The following is a 15,483-nucleotide window of genomic DNA, read 5'->3' on the forward strand; positions in this document are numbered from 1 at the left end:
GCCCTTGTGCGGAACCGACGAAGCGCTCGCTCTTCTTTGTGGTGAGCCGCGCCGGGCATCCGCGAGGCGCCCTCTAGGGTTGGGGACCATGCCAGGTATCACGAAGGTGCTCATCGCCAACCGAGGCGAGATCGCCGTCCGCGTCGTCCGGGCCGCCCGCGACAGCGGCATCGCCTCCGTCGCCGTCTACGCCGACCAGGACCGCGACGCGGTGCACAGCCGCCTCGCCGACGAGGCCTACGCCCTCGGCGGGACGACCAGCGCCGAGACGTACCTCGTCATCGAGAAGCTGCTCTCGGTCGCCCGCCGCTCCGGCGCCGACGCCGTGCACCCCGGCTACGGCTTCCTCGCCGAGAACGCCGACTTCGCCCGCGCCGTGATCGACGCCGGGCTGATCTGGATCGGCCCGTCGCCGGAGGCCATCGAGCGCCTCGGCGACAAGGTCTCGGCCCGCCACGTCGCCGAGAAGGTCGGCGCTCCGCTCGCCCCCGGCACCCTGAACCCCGTCTCGGGCGCCGCCGAGGTGCTCGAGTTCGTCGACCAGCACGGGCTCCCCGTCGCCATCAAGGCGGCCTTCGGCGGCGGCGGCCGCGGCCTGAAGGTCGCCCGCGAGCGCGACGAGGTCGAGGAGATGTTCGCCTCGGCCACCCGCGAGGCGATCGCCGCCTTCGGCCGCGGCGAGTGCTTCGTCGAGAAGTACCTCGACCAGCCGCGCCACGTCGAGACCCAGTGCCTCGCCGACTCGAGCGGGAACGTCGTCGTCGTCTCGACCCGCGACTGCTCGCTGCAGCGCCGGCACCAGAAGCTGGTCGAGGAGGCGCCCGCGCCGTTCCTCACCGACGAGCAGAACACCGAGCTGTACCGCGCGTCGAAGGCGATCCTGCGCGAGGTCGGCTATGTCGGCGCCGGCACCTGCGAGTTCCTGATCGGCAAGGACGGCACCGTCTCCTTCCTCGAGGTGAACACCCGCCTGCAGGTCGAGCACCCCGTCTCCGAGGAGGTCACCGGGATCGACCTGGTCCGCGAGCAGTTCCGCCTCGCCGAGGGCGGCCTGCTCGACTACGAGGACCCGCAGCCGCGCGGCCACTCCTTCGAGTTCCGCATCAACGGCGAGGACGCCGGCCGCGGGTTCCTGCCCGCCCCCGGCCCCGTGCACGTCTTCAAGGCGCCCGGCGGACCGGGCGTCCGCGTCGACTCCGGCGTCGTCGCCGGCGACGTGATCTCGGGCTCGTTCGACTCCCTGCTCGCGAAGCTGATCGTCACCGGCGCCACCCGCGCCGAGGCGCTCGAGCGCTCGCGCCGCGCCCTCGCCGAGTTCGAGGTCACCGGCCTGCCGACCGTGCTGCCGTTCCACCGCGCCATCGTCGACGACCCGGCCTTCGCCCCCGCCGGCGACGAGCCGTTCTCGATCTACACCCGCTGGATCGAGACCGAGTTCGACAACACCATCGAGACCTGGAGCGGCGAGCCCGGCGCGATCGACGGACCGGCCGCGCGCCAGAGCGTCGTCGTCGAGGTCGACGGCCGCCGCGTCGAGGTCACCCTGCCGAGCGACCTCGTCGGCTCCGGCCCCTCCCGCGGTCCCGCCGCCGCCGCGCCCAAGCGCCGCGGCTCCGCCTCCGTCAGCACCGTCACCGGCGACTCCGTCACCGCGCCGATGCAGGCGACGATCGTCAAGGTCGCCGTCGCCGAGGGCGACACCGTCGTCACCGGCGACCTCGTCGTCGTCCTCGAGGCGATGAAGATGGAGCAGCCCCTCACCGCCCACAAGGACGGCGTCGTCCGCTCCCTGAACGCGGAGGCCGGCACCACGGTCTCCTCGGGCCACGTGCTGTTGTCCATCTCCTGAGCCGCTCCCTGCGCGGCTCAGCGCGGTCGGCCCGTTCACGTGGTGCGTTCCGCAGAGCGTCCTGCGTCGCGCTGCCGAGAAACGCTGGCACGCGTTTCTCGGACTAGCGCTCTCCCTGAGGCCGCACCGCTCCGGACTGCTCCTCCATATGCTGGTCGAGTAGCCGCGCAGCGGCGTATCGAGACCCTCCCTCGACCAGCAGTGCGGTTGAACGCCGCTCCCACCACCACAGCCGACGCCCTGCCCCGGGCGGAGCCGGATCTCGATACGCGCGCTCCGCGCGCTACTCGATCACCATGAGCGGCCGACGCGCGACCGCAGGAAACCACGTCGCAGCCACCTCATGCTGGTCGAGTAGCCGCGAAGCGGCGTATCGAGACCCGCCCACCGATCTGCCCCGCCACCGCCGCACACCCTGACAGCTCCAGTCCCCTGCCTGGGCGGATCTCGATACGCGCGCTCCGCGCGCTACTCGATCAGCATGGGACGGTCACCGCCGGAGCCGCTCGCCCGCAGGGCAGAGCGCCGCGACCGAGAAACGCGTGCCAGCGTTTCTCGGCAGCGCGACGCAACACGCTCTGCGGAACGTGCCACGTCGCGAAGCCGACCGCGCTGAGCCGCGCGGGGAGCGGCTCAGAGATGGGCGCGCACATCGTCAGCGTCAGCTGACGATGTGCATGGCGCGCGCCGCCTCCGAGATGGAGCTGGTGAGGCTCGGGTAGACGGTGAAGGCGCGGGCGACCTGGTCGACGGTGAGGCGGTGCTCGACGGCGAGAGCGAGGGGGAAGATCAGCTCGCTGGCCTTGGGGGCGACGATGACGCCGCCGATGACGGTGCCGGAGCCGGTGCGTGCGAAGACCTTCACGAAGCCGTCGCGGATGCCCATCATCTTGGCGCGCGGGTTCGCGGCGAGGGGGAGCTTGTAGATCTCGCCCTGGGCGAGTCCCTCCTCGATCTCCTTCTGGCTCCAGCCGACGGTGGCGATCTCGGGCTGAGTGAAGATGTTGGCCGCGACGTTGCGCACCTCGGTGGGGTTCACCGCGTCGCCCATGGCGTGGAAGACGCCGGTGCGACCCTGCATGGCGGCGACGGAGGCGAGGGGCAGGAACGTCGTGCAGTCGCCGGCCGCGTAGATCGAGGGGACGCTGGTGCGGGCGACGCGGTTGACGCGGATGTGCCCGGACTCGGTCAGCTGGACGCCCGCCTCCTCGAGGCCGATGCCGGCGGTGTTCGGGATGGAGCCGACCGCCATCAGGCAGTGCGAGCCCTCGACGACGCGACCGTCGGACAGCACGGCGCGCACTCCCGTCTCGGTGCGCTCGACGCGGTCGGCGCGCGACTTGGACAGCACGACCATGCCGTTGCGCTTGAAGACGTTCTCGATCACGGCGGCGGCATCGGCGTCCTCGCCGGGGAGGACCTGGTCGCGCGAGGAGATCAGCGTGACCTTGGCGCCGAGCGCGCGGTAGGCGGAGGCGAACTCCGCGCCGGTGACGCCGGAGCCGACCACGATCAGGTGCTCGGGCACGGTCTTGAGGTTGTAGAGCTGGGTCCAGCTCATGATCCGCTCGCCGTCGGGGGCGGCGGTCGGCAGGATGCGCGGGCTGGCGCCGACGGACACGACGATGGTGTCCGCCTCGATCCGGTCGAAGTCCATGCCCTCGTCGCCGGGGGCCGTCGCGACGATCAGCGCGTTCGAGCCGTCGAGACGCCCGTCGCCCTGCACGATGCGCACCCCGTGGTGCACGAGGTTCGCGCGCATGTCCTCCGACTGCTGGCGGGCGAGTCCGAGGAGGCGCTTGTTCACGGTGGCGAGGTTCACCGCGACCTCGGGCCGGACCGGCTTGTGGGTCTGCTCGTGGCGGGTGAAGAACTGCACGCCCAGGTCGGCGGCCTCGCCGATGGCGTTGGTGGCCTCGGCGGTCGCGATCAGCGACTTCGACGGCACGACGTCGGTGATGACGGCCGAGCCGCCCACGCCGACCCGCTCGACGAGGGTGACCTCGGCGCCCAGCTGGGCTCCGGCGAGGGCGGCCTCGTAGCCGCCCGGTCCCCCTCCGAGGACGGCGATCCGCTGCGTGCGCTCGAACTCGTAAGGCATTCCTCCATTGTCCCCCTGTGCTGGGAGTTCGCCCAATCGACGGTGGTCCGGGAGGGTCGGCGACCCTCGCCCGCCCTCGCACCGCGCGTGGATAGGGTGGGGGAATGGCTGACCAGACCCCCAATCCGCTCGACTCCGCCGACGCCGATCCGTTCGCGATCGCCGCCGAGGCCGCCGCTCAGATCGCCGAGGCGACCGGTGTCGAGAAGCACGACATCGCCCTCACCCTCGGCAGCGGCTGGGGCAAGGCCGCCGACGCGATCGGCGAGACGACCGCCACGGTCCCGGCGACCGACATCGTCGGCTTCACGAGGTCGGCCGTGCACGGCCACGGCGGGAGCCTCCGCTCGGTGCTGCTGCCGACCGGCAAGCGCGCTCTGATCATCGGCGCCCGCACCCACTACTACGAGGGCTACGGCGTGCGCCGGGTCGCGCACAGCGTCCGGGTCGCCGCGGCGACGGGCGCCTCCGTGATGATCCTCACCAACGGCGCGGGCGGCATCAAGGAGCACTGGACCCCCGGCACCCCGGTGCTGATCAGCGACCACATCAACCTCACCGCCGACTCCCCGCTCGAGGGCGCGACGTTCGTCGACCTCACCGACCTCTACTCCGCTCGCCTGCGCGCGCTGGCCCGCGAGACCCGCGCGGACCTCGACGACGGCGTCTACGTGCAGTTCCGCGGCCCGCACTACGAGAGCCCCGCCGAGGTGCAGATGGCCCGGATCATCGGCGGCCACATCGTCGGCATGTCGACCGCCCTCGAGGCGATCGCGGCGCGCGAGGCCGGGATGGAGGTGCTGGGCATGTCGCTGATCACCAACCTGGCCGCGGGCATCCAGAAGACGCCGCTGAGCCACGAGGAGGTCCTCGAGGCCGGACGGAACGCCGAGGACGACCTCGCCCGCCTCCTCGCCGGGATCACGGGCACGCTGTGACGGCGGACGTCCGCGCGCGTGCCGAGGACTGGCTCGCGCAGGACCCGGACCCGGAGACCCGGCAGGAGCTCGTCGATCTGCTCACCGCCGATGCGGCCGGCGACCCCGTCGCCGCGGCCGAGCTGGCCGACCGCTTCCGTGAGCGCCTCGCCTTCGGGACGGCGGGGCTCCGCGGAGCGATCGCGGCCGGCTCGAACCGGATGAACCGCGTGCTCGTCTCGCAGGCGGCCGTCGGCCTCGCCGACCACCTGCGCTCCCAGGGACTCGAGCGCCCGCTGATCGTCATCGGCTACGACGGGCGCAAGAACTCGCGCGTCTTCGCCGAGGACTCGGCCGCCCTGATGGCCGGCGCGGGCGCCGACGCCGTGCTGCTCCCCCGGCTGCTGCCGACTCCCGTCCTCGCCTTCGCGGTCCGCCACCTCGGCGCCGCCGCCGGCGTGATGGTGACGGCGAGCCACAACCCGCCGCAGGACAACGGCTACAAGGTCTACCTCGGCGGCGACGACGACGGCTCGCAGATCGTGCCGCCGGTCGACTCCGCGATCGCCGAGCGGATCCTCGCGGTTGCGACCGAGCGCCGCGTCACCGAGCTGCCGCGGGGCGAGTACCGCGTCGCCGAGGAGTCTGTCGTCGACGCCTACATCGCCGCCACGGCGGGCGTCGGCCGGCAGTCGGCGCCGCTGCGCGTGGTCTACACGGCGATGCACGGCGTCGGGTGGGAGACGGCGCACCGGGTGCTCTCGGCCGCCGGCTTCGACGAGCCGGCCGTGGTGGTGGAGCAGATCGATCCCGATCCGGCGTTCCCGACCGTGGCGTTCCCCAACCCCGAGGAGGCGGGGGCGCTCGACCTCGCCTTCGCGACCGCTCGCTCGGGCCGCGCCCAGCTGATCGTCGCCAACGATCCCGACGCCGACCGCTTCGCCGCGGCGATCCCGGACGCGTCGCTCGAGGACGGCTTCCGCCGCCTCTCCGGCAACGAGGTGGGAGCGCTGCTCGGCTGGCGCGCCGTCGAGCGCGCCCGCACCGCGGGACGGACGGGCGGCGCGCTGGCCTGCTCGATCGTCTCCTCCCCCGCCCTGGGCGCGGTCGCCCGCGACTACGGGCTGGAGTTCGCGGAGACGCTGACCGGCTTCAAGTGGATCTCGCGCGTCCCCGACCTCGTCTTCGGCTACGAGGAGGCGCTCGGCTACCTGGTGAACCCGGAGACGGTCCGCGACAAGGACGGGATCTCGGCGGCGCTCGCCTTCCTCGACCTGGCCTCGTCGCTCGCCGCCGACGGCCGGACGATCGCCGACGAGCTCGACGCCTTCGCCGAGCGGTTCGGCCTCTTCGGCTCGGAGCAGATCTCGCTCCGGGTGACCGACCTCTCTGAGATCGGCCGGATCATGGCGGGACTGCGCAGCGCGCCGCCCGCCGCGATCGGCGGCCTCGCGGTGGAGCACACGGAGGACCTGCTCGCGGCGGGCGGAGCGCTGCCGCCGACCGATGCGCTACGGTTCACCCTCGACGGCGCCCGCCTGATCGCCCGGCCGAGCGGCACCGAGCCGAAGGTCAAGCTCTACCTCGACGCGTGGTCGCACGAGGCGGACGCCGACGCCCGACGAGGGGCCGTCGCCGCCCGCCTCGACGCGCTGCGGACGGGAGCCGCCGAGCTGCTGCGCTGACCCGGGTCAGCCGCGGTCGGCGGCATCCTCCAGCCCCGGGTCGGCGTCACCGGTGTAGACCGGCTGCTCCCGGTCGAGGAGGAAGTCGGACACGGCGGCGTGCGTCCGCTCGAAGGCCGCGTGCCAGGGGTCGTGGTCGGCGCCCGGGATGTAGACCGTCTGCGAACCGGGGATCGCCCGGGCGAGAGCGTGCTGGCCGCGCCAGTCGATGTGGTCGTACTGCGGCCGAACGAGCAGCGCCGGCACGTGGATCCGACCGAGTCCGGAGAGCGTCGACTCCCAGAGCGCTTCGAAGTCATCGGTCAGCAGCAGGTTGGCGAAGAGGTTCAGACCGCTGTCCTTGCCGGTCACCGTCGCCATCGCCTTCTTGCTGTCCTCCTGGGAGAGCAGGTTCCCGGCGGCGTCGGGGCCGACCGTCCGCAGGAGTGCCACGCCGGCGGCCAGGCGGAGCTGCGTGCCCAGGGGAAGAGCGGCGGGCTCCCCCGTGCTCGACGTCTCGCTCACCCGCGCATCGGACTCGGCCCGCGCCTCGGCAGCCGCTCGACGCCCGTCCTCGGACGGGTCGTAGGTCGCCGGAGCGACGAGGACCGCCTTCTCGACGTGCTCGGGATGCGCGGCGGCGTAGGCGGCGGCGAGATAGCCGCCGGCGGAGTGCCCGAAGAGGATCACGCGGTCCGCGCCCGTCTTCTCGCGGACGGCATCGATGTCCGCGACGGACCGCTCGAGCGTGTACTCGCGCAGGGGCAGGTCGGAAGAGTAGCCGGCGCCGGCCTGATCGAACAGGTACACGTCGTGACCGGTCGCGGCGAGGGTGGGCAGCGAGTCGAAGTCGGTGGGGACGACGAACGCACCCGGCCCGCCGTGGAGGTACACGATCGGGACGTCGGACCCGCCGGGGACGGGCGCAGCGGTCTTCCAGTACGCGACGTGCGAGCCGGTGGACAGGTCCCAGTACTGCGGAGCGACGGGGTTGGAAGCGACGGACGATCCGCCGATCGGAGCGAGGACGGTCCCGCCGGCGAGCGCGCCGATGACGGCGGTCGCGACGACCGCGACGACGACCGGAGTGCGCAGCCGGACCAGTCGCCGGGCCGGCCGGGGACGGCGCGGGAGCAGCCGCTGCACGGTCGCGACGAGCAGGAGGACCAGGAGCAGGGAGAGGACGATCCAGACGGCGATCGCGAACGGCAGCGACACGGTCAGGGCGAACGCCGCCGCGATCGTCGAGCCGGCGATCCCGAGGAGGACGGCGACCGCGGACGCGAGCGCGGACAGGACGCGGCGGAGGAACCCCTTCGGCCGGGAGGGGCGGGCGGGGAGATCCGGGGTGGAGAGGACGGGCGGGTTCTCGGGCATGGCGGGGACGACTCCAGAAAGAGGTGATGGGAGGGGTAGAGGAGGGAACAGCGGTGCTCCGCACGGCCGGACGGATCCGGGCCGTGACGGCTTGGGTTGAGGACGGATCGCCAGGGTCGACCTATCGGCGCAGGCCGGGCGCCGGCCGGGCGCCGCCTCGGCGCAGAGCACGGCCCCGGTGCGGCGATCACCGCGACCGGGGCCGTGTCGTTCTGGTGCAGGTCAGTCGGCCCTGTTGACGATCGCGGCGAACGCGCCCGAGGGGATCGCCGTTCCGGAGCCCAGCGGAGACACCACACCCTCCGTGGAAGGAGTGTCCCGGTCGACCGACCAGTGGTGCAGTCCGGCGAGGCCCTGCGTCTTCACGAAGGCGGCGATCCTCTCGAAGTCCTCGACGGAGTTGACCTCCTCGGTCACGTCGTTGACGCCGATCATCGCGGTCAGCTCGAGCTTCGAGTACGGGATGCCGTGCTTCTCGTGCACGTTCCGAGCGGCCTGGATCGCGGACGCCCCCATGTCGGTCCGGCCGGTCGTCTTATCGACGACCGCGTCCGCGGCAGCGGCCGACCCGTAGTCCATCGCCATCAGATTGACGGTGTAGTGCTTCACACCGGAGGCCTTGATCGCCTCGACGGTCGTGACTCCGACGTCGCTCAGGCTCTTCTTCGATCCGTCCGAGGCGGCCGAGGTGGGGAGGGTGAACTGGAAGCGGAGGTCCGGGTACTTTACCTCCGCCACGGCAGCGGCATCCGCGAGCTCCCTGATCTGCGCGGCGGTCTGCCCTCGCTCGATGTCGAAGTCGATGCCGACGAGGTTCTTCGAGGCGTACCGGCTGATGAACGAGTCGAGCTGCGCGGCGTTCGCAGTGAACACCGCCGAGGCTCCACCGGTGGCGAGGACGTAGTCCACGTCGGCGTCGACCAGCTGGTCGATCGAGCTGCGGAACTCGTCCGCCGTGACGCCCGCCCAGTTCGGGGCGTCCCCGGTGCCGGACGCGAAGGCGAGTGTGACCGCGCTGCTGCCGGTGCGGCTGGCCCAGGAGTCCGGACCCACGAGGGGGACGATCCGGCCGTCGACCGCGGTACGCAGCTGGTGGGTGTTCCAGTCCATGGTGATGGTGATGTCCTTGTAGCCGGACCGCAGGACGGCGGGGGACGTTCCGGTGGCGGGCGCCGCCGAGGGTCCCGGAGCCTTCCCGGGATCGGTGGCCGGGGAGGGCGCGGGCGACGGGGTCGTGGTGCTCGCCGGCGTCGGAGTGACCGCAGGAGTCGGCGCCGGTGCCGGAGTCACCGCGCCGGCCGGCTGCCAGACCTTGCCGGAGCCGATCGGTCCGGAGGCCTCGCGGGGGTCCGCGCCGCTGGTCCACCAGCCGACGGTGTAGAGCTTGCCGTCGCGCACGACCTGCTGGCCGCCGGTGTAGGTCGCGGACGCGCTCCACTCCGCGACACCGGGGAACGGGTTCGACGCAGGGCCAGACGGCGCGGGGCTCACGGACGGCGCCGCGACAGTGACGGGAGCGGGAGCGCGGGTCGGTGCGGTAGCGGCGATCGGCGTCGGCGCGGCAGCGGGAATCGGAGCGACCGACGGCGCGGTCACGCCCGCGGCGGGCTGCCAGACCTTGCCTGTTCCGACCGACCCCGAGACCAGCAGAGGATCGTCCCCGCTCGTCCACCAGCCGGCGGTGTAGAGCTCTCCCTCGCGGGTGACCTGCTGTCCTCCGGCGTAGGTCGCGGTCGCCCTCCACTCCGGAGCCGTGCGGCCTGCGGCGGAGACGGTCGAAGCAGGGGCGGAGGGAGTCTCGCGAGCGAACGCCGGCCCCGCTCCGAGGACTGCACCTCCCGCGAGGAGGCCGAGGGTGGTGAGCCCGGCGATCGTGCAGAGGAGTCGAGTGCGCACTTCAGTCCCATCGATTCGGAGAAGAGGCTCGGAGACGGAGCCAGGTCGGAGAATCGCACGGACGTTCCGAGCGCGCCGCCGTGGCGCGGGAGCTGGCGCCGGACGTCCTCAGCGGGAGGGGCCGCTCCCGAGGTGCTCGCCGCGCTTCCAGAGCCACTCGACGGGGCCGACTGCGAAGCGGCGGAGCCAGAGATGCGCGGCGAGCACGACGATCGAGGCGATCAGGACGAAGGCGCCGATCGTCGTCGGCACCCGCCACGGCGCCGCGGTGACCGCGAGCCCGAGACCCCAGCCGTAGAACAGCGCGCCCCCGAGTAGGTTCTGCAGGAGGTAGGCGCTCAGCGCGACCCGGCCGACCTCGCGCGCGCGTCGCGAGACCCAGCCGTCGCTCCCCCGGCGCAGGCCGAGCTCGGCGAGAAGTGCGAGCAGGCCGAGCGCCACCAGCGGAGCGACGAGGTAGCGCTCGGCCAGCAGCCCGGCAGCACTCCCGGTGAGCCCGAGCGTCAGATCGACAGGGGACGCGACGGCGCCGAGGACCATCAGTCGCCGCCGCAGTCGCCGCCCCTCCTCCGCGATGAGGCCGGCGCGCAGTAGCTGAGCACCGAGCAGGAACATCGCCAGGCTCAGGAAGCCGATCAGCACGGGCTCCGCCCGGAAGACTCCCGCGTTCTGCAGCCGGAAGAGGGCGAGGCCGAGGAAGGAGGCGTCCGCATAGGGGCTGCGACCCGTCGGACCCTGACCGGCGGCACCCGGCTGCATCGCGACGGACGCGACGAGCGCCGAGATCAGCAGGATGTGCAGCGCACCGAGGACGATCACCGTGCGGCGCTGCGTCCGTGGCCGGGTGAGCAGCAGCCACGCCACCACGGCCCCCGTCACCGCGTAGCCCATCAGCACGTCGAACTCCGCGATCAGCACGTAGTTGACCGCGCCGTCGAGCAGGAGCAGCGTCGCCCGCCAGAGGTAGCGGCCGGGCCAGCGTCGTCCCCGGCGGGCAGCGGACGCGTGCTGGATCGCGAGGCCGATACCGAAGGTGAGGGAGAGCAGGGCGAGGAACTTCCCCTGCGCGAGCGCCATCAGCACCAGCTGTGCGGTCTGCTCGGCCGGGGACGTCCCCGCCGTCACCGGCTCGGTCAGCAGCCCGAGCATCCCCCAGGGGTGCGAGAACAGCCAGATGTTGGTGCCGAGGGTCCCGATGATCGCCACGCCGCGGACGACGTCCAACGAGTCGATCCGCGCTCTCGCCGTCCCGGCCGCTGGCAATACAGTCGTATTGGTCATGTCCGAGAGCGTAGCCTGCTCGAGCGGACGGAACGAGAGGAGCGCGGATGGCCGATCGGCGCGAGAGCAGGAGCGACATCCTCTCGGCGGTCGTCTCCGTGCTGTCCACCCGCGGCGCCGATCAGCTCAGCATCCGGACCGTCGCCGCCGAGGCGGGCGTCTCGGTGGGCGCCGTGCAGCACCACTTCCCCACCAAGCAGGCGCTGCTGACCGGCGCGATGGCGAGGGTGGAGGAGCGGTTCCGCCTCCGGATGCGCGCCCGCCTCGAGCACGAGCCGTCGCCCGAGGTCCGACTGCGCGCCTTCTGCGACGAGATCGCCTGCGTCGCGGACGCCGATGTCGCCGACGCCGTCGTGTGGACCGCCTTCGCCTCGCGAGCCGGCACCGACCCCGAGATCCGCGCCCTGCACACCACCGGCTGGTCGCGCACGGAGGATGTCGTCCTCGAGCTGTTGCAGGCCGCGCACCCCTCGGCAGGGCTCGGCCCCGACGACGCCGCCCTCCTCCTCGCCGTCCTCGACGGCATCGCCGTCGCCCGCGCCGCCGAGCAGCCGACCCGCCTCTCCCCCACCCGCGCCCGCGCCCTGATCACCCGAACTCTCGCCCTGCTGGCGCCCTGACCCGCCGCCCCTCCTCGCGAGATGCCACTTGCGCTCGCCTTTCACGGCGTGTCGCGTCCACAAGTGGCATCTCGCGACCCGGACCGCCCTCGCACCCACCCAGGAACGCGCGCCCTCAAGGCAGAGCGCGCGATCGAGAATCGCGTGCCAAGCGATTCGAGACAGCGCGACGGAACCCGCTCTGCGGTACGCACCGCGCCGACAAGCCGACCGCGCTGAGCCGCGCAGGGAGCGGCTCAGAGAACGGCACCGCTCGCGTGCCAGCGATTCGAGACAGCGCGACGGAACCCGCTCTACGGGACGCGCCGCGCCGACAAGCCGACCGCGCTGAGCCGCGCAGGGAGCGGCTCAGAGAACGGCACTCGGTTGATCCGCCTATCGGCGGATCAACCCAGCGCCCGCTCGATCTTCGCCGTGATCTCGGTCTGGTCGAGGTAGTTGTCGATGACGACGACCTCGGCGAAGGTCTTGCCGATCTTGTCGATCAGCTCGCTGGAGGTGAGGATGACCTGTGCGTCGGCGGCGAGGGCGTCGACGGAGGCGAGGTCGGAGGCGACGACCTCGGCCTCGAGGTCGAGGGCCTCGAGGGCGCGCTCGGCGCCGAGCTTGAGGATGGCGGAGGTGCCGATTCCGGCGCCGCAGAGGGTGACGATCTTCATGCGCTTCTTCCGTGGTGCGGGGTGTCGTCGGTGAGGACGGCGTTGATGCTGCGGACGGTGCGGGCGGCGGCGAGGGCCGCGACCGCGTCCGGCTTGCTGAGGACGTCGGCCAGGCCGGAGACGAAGCCGACGTGGCCGTGCGCCTGGGTGGCGGCGATGCCGATGACGACCGAGACCGGGTCATTGGTGCTGTGGCCGAAGGCGACGGGCTCGGCGAGGGTGACCACCGAGATCCCGTCCTCGAGCACGTCGTTGCCGGGGCGGGCGTGCGCGAGGGCGAGGCCGGGGGCGATCACGATGTAGGGGCCGAGCACGTCGACCTGCTCGACCATCCGGCGGGAGTAGGCGGGGTCGACCGCACCGCTGCGCTCGAGGGCGCGGCCCGCCTCCATGACCGCCTCGCGCCAGCTGGCGGCGGGGTGGCGCAGGGCCACCGCGGCGTCGGAGAGCGGGTCGAGGGGCATGCTCAGGCCGCCTCGAAGCCGGCGCTGATCGTCTCGATCAGCTCGCGGCGCTCGTCCAGCGGCAGGAAGCTCGCCTCGGCGGCGTTGATCTGGAACGTCTCGAGGTCGTCGAGGTCGTAGCCGAAGGTGTCGGAGAGCAGCGCCAGCTCGCGGCTGAGCGTCGTGCCGCTCATCAGGCGGTTGTCGGTGTTGACGGTGACGCGGAAGCCGAGCTGGTAGAGCAGGTCGAACGGGTGGTCGGCGAGCTCGGTGCCCCACGCGGCGACCGCTCCGGTCTGCAGATTGGAGGACGGGCTGAGCTCGAGCGCGATCCGCCGGTCCTTCACCCACTCGGCGAGCTCGCCGAGGGTGACGTAGCTGGCGTCGTCGTCCTGGCGCTCGACGCGGATGTCCTCCGCGAGCCGGACGCCGTGGCCCAGGCGCAGCGCGCGGCCGTCCAGGAGCGCCGAGCGGATGCTGTCGAGGCCGTCGGCCTCGCCCGCGTGCACGGTCGTCGGGAAGTGCGCGGCGGCGAGGAGCTCGAACGCGGGGCGGTGCCGCGACGCGGGGAAGCCCGCCTCCGCACCGGCGATGTCGAAGCCGATGGCGCCGCGCTCGCGGTGGCGCAGGGCGAGCTCGGCGATCTCGAGCGAGCGGTCGGTGTGCCGCATCGCAGTGATCAGCTGGCCGACGCCGAGGCGGTAGCCGTGCGCAGCCGCCTCCTGGACGCCCTGCTCGAGCCCCTCCTGCACGGCCTCGACGGCCGCGTCGAGGGTGAGCCCGGAGCGGAGATGCTGCTCGGGGGCCCAGCGGATCTCGCCGTGCACGACTCCGTCGGCGGCGAGGTCGAGCACGAACTCGCGGGCCACCCGCTCGAGCGACGCGGCGGTCTGCATGACGGCGATCGTGGTCTCGAAGGTGGCGATGTAGTCCTCGAGCGAGCCGGAGTCGGCCGTGGTGGTGAACCACTGCTCGAGGGCCTCCGGGTCCTCGGCGGGGAGGGCGACGCCGGTCTGCCCGGCGATCTCGACGATCGTCGCGGGGCGGAGACCGCCGTCGAGGTGGTCGTGCAGCGACACCTTGGGCAGGTCGTCGATGAGGATGCCCTCGCCCGGGAGGAGGTACTCCTCGTGGCTGCTGCCGAACTCGGTGCTGTCGGTCACGGTGCTCCTCGGGTCGGACGACGGTTCGCCGACCACCTTACGGTGCCGCCCGCGCCGCCCTCCGCCCGGTCCGCCACCCCGTCCGGGTCGCGCGGTGGACGGGCGACGGGCGGCCGGCCTCCGGTACGTGGGAACAGCCCCGGCACGGGTCAGGCGATGCGCTCCGCCACCAGGGGGCCGCCGTCGAGGACCGCGTCGCCCTCGTCGCCGATCCGGTAGGCGCCGTCCAGCGCCTCGAGGGCACGGGAGAAGCGGGACGGCTCGTCGGCCGACAGCGTGAACAGCGGCTGACCGGCGCGGACCCGGTCGCCGGGCTTCGCATGCAGGTCGATGCCGGCCGCGTGCTGCACGGCGTCCTGCTGGCGCGCGCGCCCCGCGCCCAGGCGCCAGGCCGCGATGCCGAAGGGCAGCGCCTGCTGCTCGACCAGGACGCCGTCGCGATCGGCCAGCACCACGTGCGTCTCACGCGCGACCGGCAGAGCGCCGTCCGGGTCGCCGTCCTGGGCGCGGATGACCGCCCGCCAGGTGTCCATCGCCGCGCCGCCGTCGAGCGCGCCCTCGACGTCCGCGTCGGGCTGCCCGGCCAGTGCGAGCATCTCGCGGGCGAGCGCGAGGGTCAGCTCGCGGACGTCCGCCGGCCCGCCGCCGGCGAGCACCTCGACCGACTCCCGGACCTCGTTCGCGTTGCCGATCGCGAGGCCGAGCGGGACGTTCATGTTGGTCAGCAGCGCCGTGGTGCGGACGCCGGCGTCGTTGCCGAGGTCGACCATCGCCCGCGCCAGCTCGCGCGAGCGCTCGATGTCGGTCATGAAGGCGCCGGAGCCGAACTTGACGTCGAGGACCAGGGCGTCGGTCCCCTCCGCGATCTTCTTCGACATGATCGAGGAGGCGATCAGCGGGATCGCCTCGACGGTGCCGGTGATGTCGCGCAGGGCGTAGAGCTTCTTGTCCGCCGGGGCGAGCCCGGAGCCCGCGGCGCAGATCACGCCGCCGACGGTGCGCAGCTGCTCGAACATCTCCTCGTTGCTGAGGTCCGCGCGCCAGCCCGGGATCGCCTCGAGCTTGTCGAGCGTGCCGCCGGTGTGCCCGAGGCCGCGACCCGAGAGCTGCGGCACCGCGACGCCGAAGGAGGCGACCAGCGGCATCAGCGGCAGCGTGATCTTGTCGCCGACGCCGCCGGTGGAGTGCTTGTCGACCGTCCGCTTGCCGAGCCCGTCGAAGCTCATCCGCTCGCCGCTCGCGATCATCGCGAGGGTCAGGTCGCGGACCTCGTCGCGGTCCATGCCGTTGAGCAGCACGGCCATCGCGAACGCGGCCATCTGCTCCCCCTGGACGTAGCCGCGGGTGTAGGCGTCGATCAACCAGTCGATCTGCGCGGTCGAGAGGGTGCCGCGGTCGCGCTTGGTGCGGATGACGTCGACGGCGTCGAACGCCTCGACGGGGGTGGACGGGGTCATGCGGGGTCCTCGGTTCAGGAGTGGGAGCGGGAGGCGGCGGCCGGCGAGAGTGGCGG

The 15,483-nt window shown here is 72.7% G+C and carries 12 protein-coding genes; 4 read left to right on the forward strand and 8 right to left on the reverse strand.

The genetic code is table 11. The annotated features are described in order from the left end of the window. Positions 1-88: 88 nt before the first annotated feature. Positions 89-1,849: a biotin carboxylase N-terminal domain-containing protein gene (locus HQQ86_RS03360; RefSeq protein WP_173286459.1), complete on the forward strand. Its 1,761-nt coding sequence runs from the start codon at positions 89-91 to the stop codon at positions 1,847-1,849. 661 nt (positions 1,850-2,510) lie between these two features. Here HQQ86_RS03360 and HQQ86_RS03365 read toward each other — a convergent pair. Continuing rightward, entirely contained in the window at positions 2,511-3,950 is a 1,440-nt protein-coding gene (locus tag HQQ86_RS03365; protein ID WP_173286461.1) for an NAD(P)H-quinone dehydrogenase, read from the reverse strand. A 104-nt stretch (positions 3,951-4,054) separates the two neighbouring features. Here HQQ86_RS03365 and HQQ86_RS03370 point away from each other — a divergent pair, with 104 nt between their 5' ends. Next, positions 4,055-4,888 (forward strand): purine-nucleoside phosphorylase, encoded by an 834-nt coding sequence (locus HQQ86_RS03370; protein ID WP_173286463.1) that lies wholly within the window; start codon positions 4,055-4,057, stop codon positions 4,886-4,888. Then, positions 4,885-6,552, forward strand: coding sequence for a phospho-sugar mutase (locus tag HQQ86_RS03375; protein ID WP_173286466.1), 1,668 nt, complete (start codon positions 4,885-4,887; stop codon positions 6,550-6,552). The genes HQQ86_RS03370 and HQQ86_RS03375 overlap by 4 nt, the downstream gene beginning before the upstream one ends. Positions 6,553-6,558: 6 nt before the next feature. Here HQQ86_RS03375 and HQQ86_RS03380 read toward each other — a convergent pair whose 3' ends face one another. From HQQ86_RS03380 to HQQ86_RS03390, 3 genes are all read right to left on the reverse strand, one after another. After that, a complete protein-coding gene (locus tag HQQ86_RS03380) occupies positions 6,559-7,908 on the reverse strand; it encodes an alpha/beta fold hydrolase (RefSeq protein WP_173286467.1) in 1,350 nt (449 codons plus the stop codon). 222 nt (positions 7,909-8,130) lie between these two features. Next, positions 8,131-9,804 (reverse strand): carbohydrate-binding protein, encoded by a 1,674-nt coding sequence (locus HQQ86_RS03385; protein ID WP_173286469.1) that lies wholly within the window; start codon positions 9,802-9,804, stop codon positions 8,131-8,133. A 108-nt stretch (positions 9,805-9,912) separates the two neighbouring features. Further along, positions 9,913-11,085, reverse strand: a complete 1,173-nt coding sequence (locus HQQ86_RS03390) for a DUF418 domain-containing protein (protein ID WP_173286471.1) — start codon at positions 11,083-11,085, stop codon at positions 9,913-9,915. Between the two features lie 47 nt (positions 11,086-11,132). On the opposite strand from HQQ86_RS03390, the gene HQQ86_RS03395 reads away from it, so the two are divergent. Further along, on the forward strand, positions 11,133-11,705 hold the full coding sequence (locus HQQ86_RS03395; RefSeq protein WP_173286473.1) for a TetR/AcrR family transcriptional regulator: 573 nt from the start codon (positions 11,133-11,135) through the stop codon (positions 11,703-11,705). A gap of 386 nt (positions 11,706-12,091) precedes the next feature. Here the strand turns inward: HQQ86_RS03395 and HQQ86_RS03400 are convergent, their stop codons facing one another. From HQQ86_RS03400 to HQQ86_RS03415, 4 genes are all read right to left on the reverse strand, one after another. Continuing rightward, complete coding sequence (locus HQQ86_RS03400) at positions 12,092-12,364, reverse strand: PTS sugar transporter subunit IIB (RefSeq protein ID WP_173286475.1); 273 nt, start codon at positions 12,362-12,364, stop codon at positions 12,092-12,094. After that, positions 12,361-12,828, reverse strand: coding sequence for a PTS sugar transporter subunit IIA (locus HQQ86_RS03405; protein WP_127886064.1), 468 nt, complete (start codon positions 12,826-12,828; stop codon positions 12,361-12,363). The genes HQQ86_RS03400 and HQQ86_RS03405 overlap by 4 nt, the downstream gene beginning before the upstream one ends. Positions 12,829-12,830: 2 nt before the next feature. Then, a complete protein-coding gene (locus HQQ86_RS03410) occupies positions 12,831-13,910 on the reverse strand; it encodes an adenosine deaminase (protein ID WP_367948579.1) in 1,080 nt (359 codons plus the stop codon). Positions 13,911-14,119: 209 nt separating this feature from the next. Further along, a complete protein-coding gene (locus tag HQQ86_RS03415) occupies positions 14,120-15,427 on the reverse strand; it encodes a thymidine phosphorylase (protein ID WP_173286480.1) in 1,308 nt (435 codons plus the stop codon). Between the last annotated feature and the right edge of the window lie 56 nt (positions 15,428-15,483).

This window comes from Rathayibacter sp. VKM Ac-2857, from assembly GCF_013205025.1.
GTDB lineage: Bacteria > Actinomycetota > Actinomycetes > Actinomycetales > Microbacteriaceae > Rathayibacter.

Bases quoted from the DNA above. Each gene is read 5' to 3' on its own strand.
- HQQ86_RS03360 (WP_173286459.1), top strand. From the start codon at position 89: ATGCCAGGTATCACGAAGGTGCTCATCGCCAACCGAGGCGAGATCGCC.
- HQQ86_RS03365 (WP_173286461.1), bottom strand. From the start codon at position 3,950: ATGCCTTACGAGTTCGAGCGCACGCAGCGGATCGCCGTCCTCGGAGGG.
- HQQ86_RS03370 (WP_173286463.1), top strand. From the start codon at position 4,055: ATGGCTGACCAGACCCCCAATCCGCTCGACTCCGCCGACGCCGATCCG.
- HQQ86_RS03380 (WP_173286467.1), bottom strand. From the start codon at position 7,908: ATGCCCGAGAACCCGCCCGTCCTCTCCACCCCGGATCTCCCCGCCCGC.
- HQQ86_RS03390 (WP_173286471.1), bottom strand. From the start codon at position 11,085: ATGACCAATACGACTGTATTGCCAGCGGCCGGGACGGCGAGAGCGCGG.
- HQQ86_RS03395 (WP_173286473.1), top strand. From the start codon at position 11,133: ATGGCCGATCGGCGCGAGAGCAGGAGCGACATCCTCTCGGCGGTCGTC.
- HQQ86_RS03400 (WP_173286475.1), bottom strand. From the start codon at position 12,364: ATGAAGATCGTCACCCTCTGCGGCGCCGGAATCGGCACCTCCGCCATC.
- HQQ86_RS03405 (WP_127886064.1), bottom strand. From the start codon at position 12,828: ATGCCCCTCGACCCGCTCTCCGACGCCGCGGTGGCCCTGCGCCACCCC.
- HQQ86_RS03415 (WP_173286480.1), bottom strand. From the start codon at position 15,427: ATGACCCCGTCCACCCCCGTCGAGGCGTTCGACGCCGTCGACGTCATC.